Source organism: Herminiimonas aquatilis (genome assembly GCF_042665175.1).
GTDB lineage: Bacteria > Pseudomonadota > Gammaproteobacteria > Burkholderiales > Burkholderiaceae_D > Oxalicibacterium > Oxalicibacterium aquatilis.
On sequence record NZ_JBHTCC010000003.1, the window covers coordinates 414,530 to 430,024 of the forward strand.

Annotated in this window: 14 protein-coding genes and 1 pseudogene; 7 read left to right on the forward strand and 8 right to left on the reverse strand. The window is 49.1% G+C overall.

All coding sequences use genetic code 11. The features are described from left to right. Positions 1-22 precede the first annotated feature (22 nt). The 7 genes and pseudogenes from ACFQO0_RS14405 to ACFQO0_RS14435 all read right to left on the reverse strand — a co-directional run. Complete coding sequence (locus ACFQO0_RS14405) at positions 23-1,024, reverse strand: AAA family ATPase (RefSeq protein WP_382235796.1); 1,002 nt, start codon at positions 1,022-1,024, stop codon at positions 23-25. A gap of 8 nt (positions 1,025-1,032) precedes the next feature. Then, on the reverse strand, positions 1,033-3,000 hold the full coding sequence (locus ACFQO0_RS14410; protein ID WP_382235798.1) for a Mu transposase C-terminal domain-containing protein: 1,968 nt from the start codon (positions 2,998-3,000) through the stop codon (positions 1,033-1,035). Between the two features lies 1 nt (position 3,001). Beyond that, positions 3,002-3,688: a PDDEXK family nuclease gene (locus tag ACFQO0_RS14415; RefSeq protein ID WP_382235800.1), complete on the reverse strand. Its 687-nt coding sequence runs from the start codon at positions 3,686-3,688 to the stop codon at positions 3,002-3,004. Between the two features lie 144 nt (positions 3,689-3,832). Next, complete coding sequence (locus tag ACFQO0_RS14420; RefSeq protein WP_382235802.1) at positions 3,833-5,161, reverse strand: hypothetical protein; 1,329 nt, start codon at positions 5,159-5,161, stop codon at positions 3,833-3,835. A 284-nt stretch (positions 5,162-5,445) separates the two neighbouring features. Beyond that, the gene (locus tag ACFQO0_RS14425) at positions 5,446-5,703 is read right to left on the reverse strand and encodes a hypothetical protein (RefSeq protein ID WP_382235804.1); all 258 of its coding nucleotides are present in this window, start codon (positions 5,701-5,703) and stop codon (positions 5,446-5,448) included. 292 nt (positions 5,704-5,995) lie between these two features. Further along, a complete protein-coding gene (locus ACFQO0_RS14430) occupies positions 5,996-7,783 on the reverse strand; it encodes a diguanylate cyclase domain-containing protein (RefSeq protein ID WP_382235806.1) in 1,788 nt (595 codons plus the stop codon). Positions 7,784-8,004: 221 nt separating this feature from the next. Next, positions 8,005-8,279 (reverse strand): annotated as a pseudogene (locus ACFQO0_RS14435) (type I restriction endonuclease subunit R); the annotation flags it as partial. A 463-nt stretch (positions 8,280-8,742) separates the two neighbouring features. On the opposite strand from ACFQO0_RS14435, the gene ACFQO0_RS14440 reads away from it, so the two are divergent. The 7 genes from ACFQO0_RS14440 (at position 8,743) to ACFQO0_RS14470 (ending at position 14,737) form a co-directional block, all read left to right on the forward strand. Continuing rightward, positions 8,743-9,741, forward strand: coding sequence for an SDR family oxidoreductase (locus tag ACFQO0_RS14440; protein WP_382235808.1), 999 nt, complete (start codon positions 8,743-8,745; stop codon positions 9,739-9,741). A gap of 14 nt (positions 9,742-9,755) precedes the next feature. Then, entirely contained in the window at positions 9,756-10,235 is a 480-nt protein-coding gene (locus tag ACFQO0_RS14445) for a VOC family protein (RefSeq protein ID WP_382235810.1), read from the forward strand. A gap of 146 nt (positions 10,236-10,381) precedes the next feature. Continuing rightward, positions 10,382-10,819: a DUF6152 family protein gene (locus ACFQO0_RS14450; RefSeq protein WP_382235812.1), complete on the forward strand. Its 438-nt coding sequence runs from the start codon at positions 10,382-10,384 to the stop codon at positions 10,817-10,819. A gap of 10 nt (positions 10,820-10,829) precedes the next feature. After that, positions 10,830-11,312 (forward strand): DUF2214 domain-containing protein, encoded by a 483-nt coding sequence (locus tag ACFQO0_RS14455; protein ID WP_382235814.1) that lies wholly within the window; start codon positions 10,830-10,832, stop codon positions 11,310-11,312. 213 nt (positions 11,313-11,525) lie between these two features. After that, positions 11,526-13,922: a catalase gene (locus ACFQO0_RS14460; protein WP_382235816.1), complete on the forward strand. Its 2,397-nt coding sequence runs from the start codon at positions 11,526-11,528 to the stop codon at positions 13,920-13,922. An 81-nt stretch (positions 13,923-14,003) separates the two neighbouring features. Beyond that, entirely contained in the window at positions 14,004-14,171 is a 168-nt protein-coding gene (locus ACFQO0_RS14465; protein WP_382235818.1) for a hypothetical protein, read from the forward strand. 167 nt (positions 14,172-14,338) lie between these two features. After that, positions 14,339-14,737 (forward strand): thiol-disulfide oxidoreductase DCC family protein, encoded by a 399-nt coding sequence (locus ACFQO0_RS14470; protein WP_382235820.1) that lies wholly within the window; start codon positions 14,339-14,341, stop codon positions 14,735-14,737. 188 nt (positions 14,738-14,925) lie between these two features. On the opposite strand, the gene ACFQO0_RS14475 is transcribed toward ACFQO0_RS14470, so the two are convergent. Next, a complete protein-coding gene (locus ACFQO0_RS14475) occupies positions 14,926-15,117 on the reverse strand; it encodes a YgaP family membrane protein (protein ID WP_382235822.1) in 192 nt (63 codons plus the stop codon). Positions 15,118-15,495: the final 378 nt, after the last annotated feature.

Below are 15,495 nucleotides of genomic sequence, written 5' to 3' on the forward strand. Positions count from 1 at the left end.
ATTGCAAGGAGCAGAAGAATTATCACTCTTGCATCATGCTGGTGAATAAACGGAGTTGTGACGCATCGACAGCATCCTGCAAATCATTATCGGACAATACAAAATTAGGGCAATCCGAAGCTCGTGCCATTTGTAACAGGCTCTCAATTGCCACTATCGTGTGTTCCATTGGCAAACCGCCACTTTCACCACCGACATTTGCCGTCGTCAATGCAGACCACAGCTTGCTTGCGTAAATCTGGAGACGAAAGCCTTCCTCAAATGCGCGAGGTAAAAAGAAACGCGTAAAGCTCCAACCAGACCCTTCTGGATACTCTGTTCCTTCGTCAAAAGTCTTCAAGATTTCCTCCAATTCTTCGATGGAAGTACAACCATTGAAAGCTAACGGCTCACTTAAAAACCGAGCAATAATTTGACGTTCCCCAGCAATCATCATCGCAGCCCTACGATGCAATATCTCTGGCTGAGCAAATGATAGAGTTGTCATGTTTATATTCTTAAGTTTGAGATCATTATGCACAACCAACAACTGACTTAGATCAGTTCCACTTAGAAGATGCATTTCATCGATCAGTAAAACAAATTGCATTCCTCTACGTCGCCCTACCTGCATTGCTATGTCGGTGACGGTATTACGAAATAAAACACCGGTATTGGTTCGTCCCGCGAGCTCATGGTTTAGACCCTCCAGTAAGAGGCGGTACATATGTGCTTCGCTAGGCCGGGACGCACGCGCGCTAATCAATAAAAAAAAAGTCTTCGGAAACTCAGCTTCAAGCATCCCTTTAATCATCATCAAACATGTGGTTTTGCCGATACGAGGAGTTGAATAGAAGTTGAGACCCGTGCGACGAGCCCATACCCTTTCTCGTACCAAATCGTAGGTTCTCTGAAGAGTAGGAGTTGGCAAAATATAGGTTTTTGTCACCATAGGATGGTCATCAAGCATCTTCAGAATATCTGCTGAAGAAAACTTAGCAATTGATGTTTGTGAGGAATTGGGTGACTCATTCGCAGCATCCATGGTGATTCCTATCGATGATTTTTGGTCTTCATTGGAATTGGAGACGGACGTCCAATCAATGAGCGCCTTTTGCTCGCATCATTAACTGATTTACCTCTTTTAATTTTGTCTTCCTGCGGGGCAGTTATTGTAGGTTCAAGACCAGCCGCCTTCGCTACGTGAACTACTGCTGTTGCTACCTTGGGCGGAGGAGGTTTGATTCCCCCTTTGTGTTTCACCCCTTTTCCGATATGTGCAAGATATACCGCTACTGGGTCATCAAATTCAGTTAAGACGATAATTCGCTCATATGCCAATCGATTGATAATCTTACGTGTGCGGCGACTGTGTTTAGTTAAATTCCATCGCCCCCCTGCTTTCAGTATCCCAAGTTCGGTTCCATTTGGGAGGAATGCACGAACTTGTCGCATATCGTCTTCATCAATTTCAATCGTTACTTTCTTACCTATTAGATGCCCCGCCTCTGCAAGAATAGGGTTGGTGTAACGCACCCGGTCAATTTGTACATATGGTCGACGACCTGTTTTCTTGCCTCCGCGTACAAAATGCGTCTCCGTTAATAGAAACAATTTTGTTTCCGCTGCAGCTCGCGCTGGAAGATGCCTTACTATTAAGCGAGCTACTGGTCCGTCTATGAAGTAACGTAAATAATCCAGCGGCGTCATGTACGAAAGGCCCTCGGTGGGAGTGGCGTTATGCTGAGCGAAATAGACGTCAGTCATTTTTTCTGCATCATCAGCATTAATTCCGTATCTGATTGCTTTTGCCTCAGCATCATCTGCGCGACCTTTACGAGGGTGGCTACCTGTAGTGGACGGCAAACGTTTGAATACATCATCGCCAATTTTCCGAAATGTTCTTTCAACATTCGGTCTCCTTTCGAAATGGCCCACTGGCCCCCAATTAATAATCATGCCAAGCGTTTTCCTAACGCGGTCATGTAACGCTGTGGCTAGGTGAGCCAGCGCGCCATCCAGCATAGTGATTTCCCAAACTGCACCAAATGCGAGGGGGATTACACCGCTAGGGAGCCCACTACCAATCCCATATGTAAATGGGGGGCCGGCAAGAGGTTCCCATTTTTTTGCGACAGCATCGCGAATAAGAGCAACTATGTCATTTGCCCCAACTTCGCTCCGGTAAACAAATGACCATGCAAGGACAGCAGTGCTCGCGCGTTCAACAGCAGCAATTAACCAAATCCGTTCGAGTAAAACTTGCTTGCTCGTACCCTCCGGTGTTAAGAAGTCGATAGTAAAGTGAGCTTCAATACAGTAGGCATCAATTTCGACTGCATCATATGGATCTTCAAAAGATAAGAAGGGAGGATCGCCTGTTCCGACAGCTAAGTGCGCCTTTGCGTCAATCTCTCCTCGTCGATAAACGGATTTCGAAAAATATTTGTTGAGTACACCCACCATGAATTTTTGGATCGTGCGAATACCAAGGTACTTGGTATTGAATGGCCATTCGTGACGACAAATGCCTTGCTTCTCGATGCACTTAATAAATAAATGGTGTAAATCTTTTGCGCGCAGCTTGTATTCCGGAATAACCTTTGCCTTAGCATCTTGCATAATCCATCGTACTAACTCGCTTTCCAAATTTGGAAGTCTCTCCAAAAGATTGGACAATGCACCAGACAAACCACCTTGGGCTTCGGGGAATTTCGTTTTTATCGCGGCGCGGCGCTGATAAGGTTTTAATCTAATGTTTGGGACAACAGCGCGAAAACCGAATATTCGGCCATCTTCCGCCAACATCAGACACTTACGTGCCATGGTCGGTAAATAGCGCTGATCAACGCCTGTACGCTCTGCAATACTCGCAACGGCTTCGTTGGCATAATATAAGCGTATGGCCTCCTCGTTTCTTTGATATCGCACTTTTATCTCGGGTGCAAGGCTGGCTACACTAACCGTCGGCCACGTTTCAATCGGCGGTGCATCCTGAAAGGCATTGCGGCGTGACCACATGTCAAAACTCCTCCAGCCATTTCCATTGAGTCTCATAATTGAACGATCGATGAGATAAATCGATCGCAATTACCCCCTGTATTGCGCAGCGAATAAATAACCCAATTACCGTTGGTATGTCGTGCCCGAAGAAATCCTGCAAAATTTGATCGAGTGTCCCTTGCGTTCTTGCTTTCAATACTATTAGTAACCGTCCTTGTAATACTGCATGGTCTTGATCGCGTAAGGCAGCGGCAAAGCCGAGAGGCTTTAACCATCGAATACTAGTTTTAACGTGGGGTATTAAATCGTCGTCGGTGAACAGTCGATATTTGATTCCTTCGCGCTGAGCCTCACTTGCTTGCGCAAGAAGCTGACCACGTGCCTCATGTACTTTGGTTGAGTCACTTTTAACTTCATGAAACTCTTGGTGTCCGTCGACGTATTCAACTTCTGCATCGAATTCCGTTCCGCGGTACTCCTTATCATCAAACGAAATGCGCAGTTCTGGTGCAAGGTCAAACGATCTCACCGATCGATTCAGTTCTAAGAAATTCAGCCAATGGACGAACTGACGTCCGCTGGGAAGTATCCAATCCCTGTTGGTCTTGACGCTGTAGACAAGGTAGAGATCATTGTTCTGTTTGCCGCGCCCACGATACGCTGCAAAAACATGTAGACGTTGTTTGTTTTTGGGCGACTTGCTCATGCGATACACCTCATGAAAGTTAGTCGATATCCAACTGATAGACATTGAAAAGCGACTTATAAATAATCGATTTTGATTTTTAGATTGTCAATGAAATTCTAAAAACTTCGTGCGATTCAGCTTTTAATAACTAAAAATTTAATGTCATAACCACGTCGTTTCTACGAGGTTCAAGCATTTCTCATCGATTGACTGCTGAACTTCTGATTCCTTATGAAGGATCGCTAATACTTTTGAGTAGGTAGGAAATAAAGACAGTTCTTTGTCATCGACTACCTGAGCCACTTGATGAAAGAAAAAATTTGAAGAACCGCGAGAACCTTTTACTACTTCTTCATCAAGATATTTACTTATATTAGGAAATAAAATTGCTTGGCTGGGCACACTTCTTTTGCCGAACCAAACTAAGGGTTCTTGTGAGTAAAGATTTCCCATTAAAAATAGATAATATTTACTATCTTTTAAAGTCGATAATTTTTGATAGATTCCGAAATATTGGGCGTAACACCAGTTAAGAACGAAATCATCGTCCACCTCCGTAACAAAACTTTGGAGATCAGGTGTATTCAGAGTTAAGCGACGCCGTGTCCGCTGGTCAAGCTCAGACAAATTACGTCCTTCAATCGACATCCGCCACAACAAAAATGCTAATGCTGGTTTAGCTACCTTATCGACATTAAAGCTAATGGCATAACCATTGCACAAAAGTATATTGTTAAAGCATCCCCTATAGCGTCGGACAAATTTATTAAATAAATGGCGTCTAAGACTCTTGTAACTTTTGAGCAAATCTAGAGGTACAGATCTATTTTCAGCCTTCCATCGAATTAAGCTAAATCTAGATTTTTTCCTTGCGATTTCCCACGAGAGAGGCGGCTTATCAGCTACGTCTAGAATTACAGAATAATAAATTCCGAAAGGCTCGGGTTCATATCTGTAGGGTAATTCATGATGAGGAGAGTATCTGCTCATAGCTGTTTTACACCAATCCAGTAGCTCACTACACTGGATATGGATTCTGTCAGCTAAGTGACTAGGAACCTTTGTGACCTCATAATCGGAAACAAAGTCCACCAAGATTTCACGGCAACCTGGGCAGCAGAGAAGAAGATCATAAGGCTTAGTTAATCTTGCTCCTTTAACTGGTGCAGAACATTCACTGCAAGAAGAAATTAGCGGCACCCGATGCCATGGGCAACTCTGCACAAATGGTAAATCGAACAAGACACAATGATAATTTAGGTCAAGGCATTGGGGACATATCCTGACTTTGTAGCCAGAATTTGGACCTTTAATTCCGAGTTGGTCTGGAAAGCAATTTCTGAGCGTTTCTTCACACACTCCTAGTAATCCCGATAGTTTCTCGAAATCAATCCAAGAGCTATCAGTAATATCCAGTGCATTAATTTTCCGCTTTTTCGATACCTCGGTTTGTATAAGTCGCATCAAATTATGCGGGGTAATCTCGTTCAATACGCATATTTTCAAGAACAGAATCCACGCCGACTCAAAAGGTGCTGGACTAGAGGGATGCCACGACAGTCTCGTATGTAGCTTTGCCATAACCATATCCAATACAGGACGAGGAATATGATTATGTCTCCTCCTCCGGGATTTAGTTCCACTGTCCGCAAAGTAGAATAATCAGTTCTAAAAATTAGAACTAATTAGTCAACCTGACTTCGCCTATTACAAGAGATAAGAGTTGTAGCTGTTTGAGGTAAATGAGATCGTTGAATGTGGGAGACATCGATGTATTACTTCGGAGCGCTACCTACTCCTTTGGAGTTTGCATTTGCTACGTGTTCGAAGCCATCAAACATGGTTTTTAAAGTCGTGTCGATTTCGCGCCAGCGTTCCAGATGATTTTTGCCGTAAGAGTATTCAAGTACGATGCCATCTTTATAATTTGATTTTGTTCTGCAACTTGGCGAAAAGTCATCGCTTGCAGGCTCTGGATCGCAGCTAATAACCAACTCCAGATCATCATTGATGGGAAAATAAAGGTCCTCCATTTTTCTAAATTATCGTCACCCGGAATCGGGCGCATCACTATTTAGCGGATACACAGGGACATAACTTGATGGTAGTTCGCTAGAGAATCAAAATAAATTACTCGTCGTCGGGCAAGGACCATAATGGGCTATTAGGCTCAGTAACTGCTTGTTCACCCGGTGCGCCAGCCCTGAACCGAGCAGAGTGAACACGACGTCACTGCCGACTCTGTACAAGGCTGCGCGGTAACATCCCATCCCGCCTTCGCGCCGATCACAGCATCAAAGGCGGCAGTAACGCCAACTGGGACCGTCACAATGGGGGCTGGTAAATGTGAAACCGGTTCCTTCCACACGTCTTGGCCTCGTACATTGCCTGATCCGCTTGCCTGAGCAATTCGCTCGTGCTCGTTGCCTGGCCGCTGTAAATGGCAATGCCGATACTGGAGCTACAGCTATGGACGGTGTGAGCAAGATGATAGGGGCGCGCCAGGCTGATGTTGATTTTTTGCGTCACAGTGTCCACCCACCCCGTCCCGGCTTGGTTCGAGTCGCGACTGATATTAAGGATGATGACGAACTCATCGCCTCCCAAACGGGCGACAATGTCCGACTCGCGGACGCACTTGCTCAGCCGTACGGCAACTTCCTTGAGCAATTCATCGCCGGCTTCGTGGCCACACACATCATTCAAGGCCTTGAAATTATCCAGATCGATGAACAAGACGGCAAACTCAGCCTGGTCACGTTGTGCCCTCAGCAACGTGTGTTGCAACTGCTCCTGCAACAAGCGCCTGTTTGCCAGCCCGGTCAGCGTGTCGTAGAAGGCCAGGCGCCTGATTTCCGCCTCGGCAGCCTTGGCTTTTGTAATGTCGCGGGCGATCTTCGAGGCGCCAATGACCCGCCCGCTCTGGTCGCGCACGGGAGAGATGGTTACCGACACATCGACCAAATGGCCGTCGCGATGAAGGCGCCGGGTTTCAAAATGGTCCACTTTCTCGCCACGGGCGATCCGGGCAAGCAATTCCGGCTCTTCATGGGCCCGGTCCGCGGGAATGATATCCATCATTGGCTTGCCGATCATTTCATCGGCGCTAAAGCCGAAAATCTTTTCGGCGCCGCGATTCCAGCTTGCGATGATCCCTTGTGTAGTCTTGCTCAGGATGGCATCGTCTGACGAATCGACCATCGCCTTATAGTGCAGCAGGTCCAGTTGAGCGAGCGTGCGCTGAGTTTGCGCAATCCAGCCCAGAACGCTATCAGCGTTTTTATTGTTCAATGCAATCGGGCTGATGAAATCGCCGCTGCCAAGCCGGATAATGGTTCTATGCAGCTCGGGAATGGAGCAACCAATAATGAGATTCAGTTGCTGCCGCACTTTCAGGATCAATACAACCAACAAAGCGCTCAATATGAACAGCGCCGTCAGCGCAATTTTCAAGCGCTTATGCGTCGCATCGACGACCTGCTGGGTTCGTCTAATTATCATTCCCTCGGTAAGGATAATCGGTCGCATCACCTGCGCTTTAATCGACAAGAAATTTTCATCTACCATCATGCGCAGTGCCTGCTCGCGCTTGGCCGGATTGACCGGGCTATCCTGGTCGACCAGGGCCATCACCATTTTTTCAATCCGCACCAATTCGTCCGAATAGGCTTTCGATTGCGCCAGGTTTGCCATCTCTTCTCGCGTAATGCCAGCGCGCCTCATCAGCTCCAGCAAAGCGACCGCCTCGCCTACCGGTTTCTTATCGCTTTGGTAGCCAGGATCAATTGCCTTCAAGTCCCAATAAGCAAGACTGTAATTTGATGGCCTCGGAATTCTGCCCTCGCGGATGTCAATCACCGCCTGGAACTGCGATTTGAACACCGGATTGCCAGTCGTAGCGTAGGTACGGACCAGGCGGGTCAGATCATTCGACGATTGACGCAATTCTTCTACCAGGCCGATTGAGACGGAGCGGTTTTCAAGCGCTTGCTCGTAATGCCGCTGCTCGTAGATAAACCCAATGAAACTGATGCCGAGCGCAGCAACAATTCCCAACATCAAATAGAGGTAAAAGGTGAAATGTGACGACTTGCTATTTTTCCAGAACCTCATTTTGCCTCCCAACGTCTCCACGCATGCTGGCATTGCCGCTGATTCGAGCTTCTGTATCGCATGTAATGCAAAGTGCATCAAGCTGCACAATAGTATCTTCTTTTGCCCAGAAACAACAACTTGCACGCGATGCAGCCTCCACACAACTTAGCAGCGCTGCGTCTCCGCACGGGGCTGTCTCGCAACACGTTGCGCAAGTGGCTCAGGAAGCCGGATCAGGCAGCGTAGTTCAGCGCCTGCTGCATGCCCGCACCGACGCTGTGGCAGTTGTCCTTGGCCTCGATCACTGCAAGGGGGATGTTCGATTTGTAATACAGGATGTAATCGGCACGCTTCTGTTCGCCGCGAGTATGCAGCTTGCCCCCACGATAATGCGTCCCTTGGTAAAGCTCACTTCTTCGCGAATGTGCGTATGGAGATCCCATCCTGCGCTGGTGATTGCTGGGGTGATGTATCTGGAGCAGATGTCCCGTTCGGAGAGTTTCTTTTTGTCCATTCTGCTTTTATCTAAACCTTCAACAAATACCCCCTGGCAGGATTCCATTAGCGGAAACATTATGTGGCATGGAAGTATTTGTGGCCTGTCCCCAATCTGAAAGGCACCGTATTAAGCCAACTGAGCTTGTTGTTCAAAGTCAATTGGGCTGACATAGCCCAACGTTGAATGTCTTCGAACTTGGTGTCTTTCAAGTCTGAGACAGGCCAGTTTTTGAGCGCCCTCCTTCCTAGCCACCGTTTTGATTTCATCGGATTGCCAGCCAGCGACATGGTAAAAATCGCAACCGGAATCAAGATCACGGCACCAATGACCGGTCAACGCTTCCAGATCGGGACGATATCGCTTGCTTCCATCTCGGCATCGGCTACAGACGATCTCCTTAAGAGAAATACCCTTTCTCGGGAACGTCGCAAGCTCCCTTGCGTCATAAAACTGTATAGCTTAACTACAGGAGATACGCATGGCATCGTCCGTCAAAACAAAATCCCGTTCGACTGCAGATACCGTAGAGAAACAGAAAAAAATCCAACGCAAGCAAGATGTAAAGGACGCGAGCAAGAAAACTGCAAGCAAGTCCAAGCCAGCGGTACAAACCAGTGACAAGAAGCAAGCTGCTCCGCCGATGTCGCGTAAGCACTTGCGAAAACCTGGCACCGAAGCCGAGCTGGAGGTGGCGCCGCAATTTCTCGCGACTGGCTATAAAGGCAGCGGCAAACTTAAAGGAATGAAAGCCATCATCACGGGTGGCGACTCTGGAATTGGGCGTGCAGTCGCGGTGTTATTTGCGCGTGAGGGTGCGGATGTAGCGATCATTTATCTCAATGAAGATAAAGATGCCAAGGAAACACGGCGTCATGTTGAAGCGGAAGGTCGCCAATGCTTGTTGCTACCTGGCGATGTGAAAGACGCTGCATTTTGTCAGAAGGCGGTGAAGAAGGCAGTCAAGACATTCGGCAAGCTCGACGTGTTGGTCAACAACGCAGCATTTCAAGAACACGCTGATACTTTGCTGGATCTGACAGAAGAACGTTTTGATGAAACCATGAAGACGAATGTCTATGGCTATTTTCATATGGCAAAAGCCGCACTGCCCCATTTGAAGCGTGGTTCCGCCATCATCAACACCGGTTCGGTGACGGGTTTAAGAGGTAGTAAAAAGTTGCTCGATTACTCGACTACCAAAGGTGCGATTCATGCCTTCACAATGGCGCTTGCCGCCAATCTACTGGATCAGGGCATACGCGTGAATGCAGTCGCGCCAGGCCCAGTATGGACTCCGCTTAATCCGGCGGACAAATCCAAGCCGGAAGACATCGCACAGTTCGGTGCGCAAACCAGCTATCGTAGACCTGCACAGCCGGAAGAGATTTCACCTGCTTATGTATTTCTCGCTTCTGCTGTTTGCTCCAGCTACATTACTGGAATTGTATTGCCCATTACCGGCAGCGTAGGCGAATAAAAAGGAGAATCAATATGCTCAACAAAAACACGATTTGTCTTTGGTACGATGGCACTGCTTTGGATGCCGCAAAGTTCTACGCCGAGACCTTTCCTGATAGCACAGTAGATGCTATTCATCGCGCGCCAGGTGACTATCCTTCTGGCAAGGAAGGCGACGTTTTAACAGTCGAGTTCAAAGTGATGGGCATTCCTTGCCTTGGCTTGAACGGCGGCGCGGCATTCAAACACAACGAAGCATTCTCTTTTCAGGTCGCAACTGACGACCAAGCTGAAACAGATCGATTGTGGAATGCGATTGTCCAAAACGGCGGACAAGAAAGCGCATGTGGTTGGTGCAAAGACAAATGGGGTTTATCGTGGCAAATCACACCACGCGCACTCATCGCCGCTGTTACAGACTCTGATCACGCAGCAGCCAAGCGTGCGTTTGAAGCCATGATGACGATGTCAAAGATCGACATCGCTGCGATCGAAACGGCTCGACGCGGCTAATTCACACCCAAAGCGGACCTTAGAGAAGGCTACTACCCGCTTCGCTTTTGGGGAAGTTGGCACCGGTAGTTGTCGTACCGTTAAAACCAGGAACTGGGTCAATGTGTCGGACTCTCAGTTTTTTACTCACCTAAAGGAGCATGATTATGTCGGTATCAAGTGAAAGTCGAACCGCCACCCGCACAATCTCCATGACGGCGCGCGATGTTACGCGTCGTATGGTATTGATGTTTTGCGCAACGGCCATGGCGCTATTTACCATGCAAGCCTTCGCGCATCATGGCTGGACCTGGGCGGAAGAAGAGCAGTCCGAGTTGAAAGGCACGATAACCGAGATTTCGATGGCGCCGCCGCATCCAGCGATGCGCGTGAAGGCCCAGGATGGTCGCTTGTGGCAAGTCGATCTGGGAAACCCGAATCAGACACAGCGCTCAGGTTTCACCGGCGACACTGCCAAGGCGGGCGATGACATTACAGTACTGGGCAACCGCAGTAAGGAGCCGAACAAGGCGCATATAAAAGCCGTGCGCATTACGGTCGGCGGCAAACAGTACGACATGTATCCTGAACGCATCAAGGAATGACGGCACGGCGATGACCGGTTTTCTGCAAGCAATTGCTGGTTGGCCCGGTGCCGTCTTCCTGCAGGAATACTGGGTCGCCTACCTCGTTGTCAATGCAGCCCACATCCTTGGTATAGGGCTACTTCTTGGTGCTATCCTTCCGCTCGATTTACTCCTTTTGCGTTCAACGCACAGACGGGATCTGCCGATCCTCGGCCCCTTTCTTGTGCGTGCAGCGGCAACGGGTGCCGCACTCGCGGTTACGACAGGGCTTTGCTTGTTCTCAGTGAAACCGGTGGAGTACGCAGAGAATCCAGCTTTCCTCTTCAAGGCCGTACTGCTTGTACTGGCAATCTGCAACATCGCACTACAGCATCGCGGCGAGAGCTTTGATGCTGCCCTGCGCAGCGGCCAGCCATCTGTGCGAGTTCAAGCCTTGGCCGCCGTATCCGCCATTCTTTGGCTTTCTGTCCTCATAGCTGGCCGCTGGATAGGTTTTGTCGAGACGATGTGATTGGCGGGAGATTATCAGTGGGGAGTTAGCTGCGCCAGAACCTGTCGTTCTCCTTCCCAAATTTGTTTCCATTTCGCATCTCTATCCGCACAGAAATTGAACCCCTTGTCTTACACGGTGTTGAGCAAACGTCTGATAGGTTAACCCCAATACATCTCTTAATCTTCAAAGTTAGAAACCAGGTCCCCCTCATCTATCACTTTGGAGATTCTTATGCCAACGAAAATCACGGCCCCGAAAAATACTGGCTCGCTGCTCTCTACCGTCTCCGGACCGTCGACCGCACAACCGGCAGCAAAAACGAGTGCAGTAAAAAATTCATATTTGGCCGACAAGGTTGAAGGGACCGGGGCACTCGCTGGTTCAATGCCGAACAATCCAAACAAGGCTTCAGAATATGGCGAGGCAGCATATAACCCGCCCGAGGGTGCTACCGCTCTGCCCGCCTCTGCTGCCGTCACGAGTAGCACGGCGAGTGAAAAAAACGGATCGACTAAAACCGGATCGGGAAAACCTCCGCAAGGGATAAATGCAATGATCGCGTCGCTAGACCGTGTTCGTGTGGATTCGGGTGGGCAACAATTGACGACGAACCAAGGCGTACCGATTGCTGACAATCAAAACTCTCTGAAAATCGGCTTGCGAGGCCCAACCGCACTGGAAGACTTCATCCTTCGTGAAAAAATCACTCATTTTGATCACGAGAGAATCTCTGAGCGCGTTGTTCATGCTCGCGGCTCTGCAGCACATGGCTACTTCGAATGTTATCAAGCGCTGGGCGCATTGACAAAGGCGACCCCCTTTGCAGAAGACGGCAAGCAAACGCCGGTCTTTGTACGTTTCTCTACCGTCGCAGGAGAGCGCGGTTCGACAGATACTGCGCGCGACGTCAGGGGTTTCGCCGTCAAGTTTTACACTGACGAAGGTAACTGGGACCTGGTCGGCAATAATATGCCGGTTTTCTTTATCCAGGACGCGATGAAGTTTCCTGACCTGGTCCATGCCGTCAAGCCAGAACCGCATTTTGCAATGCCGCAGGCATCTAGCGCGCATGACACGTATTGGGATTTCGTTTCATTGATGCCTGAATCGACGCATATGTTGTTATGGCAAATGTCTGACCGTGCGATTCCGCGCAGTTACAGAATGATGCAAGGCTTTGGTGTCCATACTTTCCGCTTGATCAATGCTGAGGGTGAATCCGTGTTTTGCAAATTTCATTGGACCCCGGTGGCCGGCACCCATGCACTGTGCTGGGACGAGGCAGTGAAAATATCCGGTGCTGATTCGGATTTCCATCGAAGGGATTTATGGGAGGCGATTGAGGCTGGTGCTTATCCTGAGTGGGAGTTGGGACTGCAAGTATTTACCGAACAACAAGCAGAAGAGTTTGAGTTCGATGTACTCGATCCAACTAAACTGGTGCCAGAAGAGTTGATTCCTGTCATCGCGGTCGGCAAGCTGGTATTGAATCGCAACCCGGATAACTTCTTTGCTGAAACCGAACAAGTGGCTTTTTGCACTGCTCACATTATTCCGGGTATCGATTTCAGCAATGATCCCTTATTGCAGGGACGAATTCACTCTTACCTCGACACACAGATAAGTCGACTTGGTGGCGCTAATTTCCACGAGATACCTATCAATTCGCCATTGGCTCCAGTCCACAACAACCAAAGGGACGGCATGCATAGGCAGGCGGTTGCCCGCGGCCGCGTATCGTATGAACCAAACTCGCTGGGTGGCGGCTGCCCTTTCCAGGCTGGCGGCGCTAAGGGATTCACGAGTTTCGCGGAGCGCGTTAGTGAAGACAAAGTGCGCGGCAAACCTGAAAAGTTTGCGGATCACTATTCGCAGGCGCAGTTGTTCTGGATCTCGCAAACTCCGGTCGAGCAACAACACATCATTAAAGCGTTTCGGTTCGAGCTTACTCGCGTGCAAACACAAGCGATTCGAGAGCGGGTCGTATCGCTGCTGGCCAACGTCAACGCTGAGTTAGCTGCCGGTGTCGCCGATGGATTAGGTTTTGCCGTGCCTGCACCTGCGCTAAATATTTCGCCATTGCCACCACACACTTACGATCCATCCCCGCCGCTGTCGATGAGCTCGTACCCAGCTAGCGACATCAAGACAAGACGGGTGGCAATCCTGATCGCGCCGGGCATTGATGGTGCAATGGCATCGAGTATTTACTCGGCGTTGATCGACGCAGGTGCAGTCCCTCGTTTCGTCGCTGCCAAGCTAGGTGAAGTGAAGGCGGGCAAACTTGGTTTGCACGCAGAGATATCCATCGAAGCCGGCCCGGCTGCTCTTTATGATGCGATGGTGGTTCCCGATGGTGCAGATGGCGTTGCCGCTTTGCTTAAGGATGGCAATGCGATTGAATTCATTAAAGACCAATACCGCCATTGCAAACCAATGCTGATGATGGGTGCCGCCGAGGCGTTGTTGGAAAAGGCTGGCATTCCGCTCAATCTGCCTAGCGAAGAAAAGGATCCCCTCATTGTAGGGCCGGATCAGCCCGACGCAGGCAAAGCTACTAAAGCTTTCATTTCAGCCATGACCAAACACAAAGAATTTGGCCGTGAAACTGATCCGCCTGCAGTCTGAAAAACCGGCGATCCGGCAAACAAATGCACCTCGTCATATTTGGTGAAATGCCAGACTTTACGACACTTAAAGGAGAATGCAATGACTAACAGAATCGGAAACAAAGACATCGCCCATCAACGGAGTGAGGAAGAGAAAAAACGCATCAAAGCGTCAAATCAGACGATGGAGGCAGAGAAAAAGGCGGCTGCAAATGCGAAGTATCGCAATGCCATCGAAGGTCAGGAAACCGAGACGCGCGGTCCATAAGGACTAATGGCCTGCGGCCACCCCGATTTAGGCGGTCGCAGGCGAGCATTGTGTTATATGGTTCAGGGTAGCTTGAATTTTATTTTTTTCCGCTTCCAGCTCGAACAACATGCTGGCAGCACTATCGATACGTTTCTTATCGCGATCGCTCCCTGAAAGAAAACCATATGAACAAAGATGCTGATAGTCAGAGCAACGGATCGACCAAGGTTATGTTTGATGGTGCCTGCCCTCTGTGCCGCCGTGAGATTGCCATCTATCAGAAAATACAGGCCAATGAAGACATTGCCTGGGTCGATGTATCCGCTTGTGATTTCCAGCCGCCTGTCGGCATGACCAAGGCACAGTTGCTGAAGCGCTTTCACTTGATTACTCCTGACGGCGATATATTGAGTGGTGCCGAGGCTTTTGTATTTGTATGGAATCGCTTGCCCGGCTGGCGCTGGCTTGGCCGGTGCGCTCGTTTGCCTGGAATGATGTTCTTGATGGAATGGCTGTATCGCGGCTTCCTTGTCGTACGGCCTGGGCTACAACAGCTCGCCAGATTTTTCGCGGCAAAGCAATAGCGCTCTCATGGCGGAATAACTCCGCGTGACGCTTAAGAATCAAACGCATCCCCTCCCCGCCTGACTTTTTCTACTTGTAGCTTCCTTCTTGCCTATGTTTGTATTGATGCCGAATTTCTTCGCGCGCGATGCGCGAAGGGTCGGCATTCAGTTGGCGGTATTGCAAATCTATTTATTCAGCCAACAAGCTATTTTTTCACGCTGCAGGTGTTAAAGCCGAACGGCAGATATACCGGACAAAAACGAAATATTCCGGTTGCCAGTGGGATCACGCCTATCCAGCCCCATGGGCCGATAAGGTCTAACAGAGATGCCGCAATCAGCGCAGCACCAGCAACTATGCGCACGATACGGTCGATACTTCCTACGTTTGTTTTCATGATGGCTCCTTCGTGAATGAGTGATCCGGGTTGGAGGTTAACATCCAGGGATTGATTGATAGACCTGCATATACATGCGACGTAGGTCATCGCCATGCAGGCCTGCTGATACAACACGTTCGCACTACCTGCTACAGCACCACTCAAGATCAGGCACGTGCTGCTGTGGTCTTGTCGCTGAATATGATCAGTGCGCTCATGTCATTTCCGGTCTATGTGGACAGACAAGAGCAAGCGACACTGTTACACCGGCACGCGCCCTGTCAAACTAATTGCTGCCGGTCAAAAGCCAACGCAAAATCTTTCCGCGTTTAATTAATCCTACACTTAGGGGGTGTCGTCTTTCTTAGTTTTTTCATGAAAAGTGCATCGCTATTG

Bases quoted from the DNA above. Each gene is read 5' to 3' on its own strand.
- ACFQO0_RS14405 (WP_382235796.1), bottom strand. From the start codon at position 1,024: ATGGATGCTGCGAATGAGTCACCCAATTCCTCACAAACATCAATTGCT.
- ACFQO0_RS14410 (WP_382235798.1), bottom strand. From the start codon at position 3,000: ATGTGGTCACGCCGCAATGCCTTTCAGGATGCACCGCCGATTGAAACG.
- ACFQO0_RS14415 (WP_382235800.1), bottom strand. From the start codon at position 3,688: ATGAGCAAGTCGCCCAAAAACAAACAACGTCTACATGTTTTTGCAGCG.
- ACFQO0_RS14425 (WP_382235804.1), bottom strand. From the start codon at position 5,703: ATGGAGGACCTTTATTTTCCCATCAATGATGATCTGGAGTTGGTTATT.
- ACFQO0_RS14430 (WP_382235806.1), bottom strand. From the start codon at position 7,783: ATGAGGTTCTGGAAAAATAGCAAGTCGTCACATTTCACCTTTTACCTC.
- ACFQO0_RS14440 (WP_382235808.1), top strand. From the start codon at position 8,743: ATGGCATCGTCCGTCAAAACAAAATCCCGTTCGACTGCAGATACCGTA.
- ACFQO0_RS14445 (WP_382235810.1), top strand. From the start codon at position 9,756: ATGCTCAACAAAAACACGATTTGTCTTTGGTACGATGGCACTGCTTTG.
- ACFQO0_RS14450 (WP_382235812.1), top strand. From the start codon at position 10,382: ATGTCGGTATCAAGTGAAAGTCGAACCGCCACCCGCACAATCTCCATG.
- ACFQO0_RS14455 (WP_382235814.1), top strand. From the start codon at position 10,830: ATGACCGGTTTTCTGCAAGCAATTGCTGGTTGGCCCGGTGCCGTCTTC.
- ACFQO0_RS14460 (WP_382235816.1), top strand. From the start codon at position 11,526: ATGCCAACGAAAATCACGGCCCCGAAAAATACTGGCTCGCTGCTCTCT.
- ACFQO0_RS14465 (WP_382235818.1), top strand. From the start codon at position 14,004: ATGACTAACAGAATCGGAAACAAAGACATCGCCCATCAACGGAGTGAG.
- ACFQO0_RS14470 (WP_382235820.1), top strand. From the start codon at position 14,339: ATGAACAAAGATGCTGATAGTCAGAGCAACGGATCGACCAAGGTTATG.
- ACFQO0_RS14475 (WP_382235822.1), bottom strand. From the start codon at position 15,117: ATGAAAACAAACGTAGGAAGTATCGACCGTATCGTGCGCATAGTTGCT.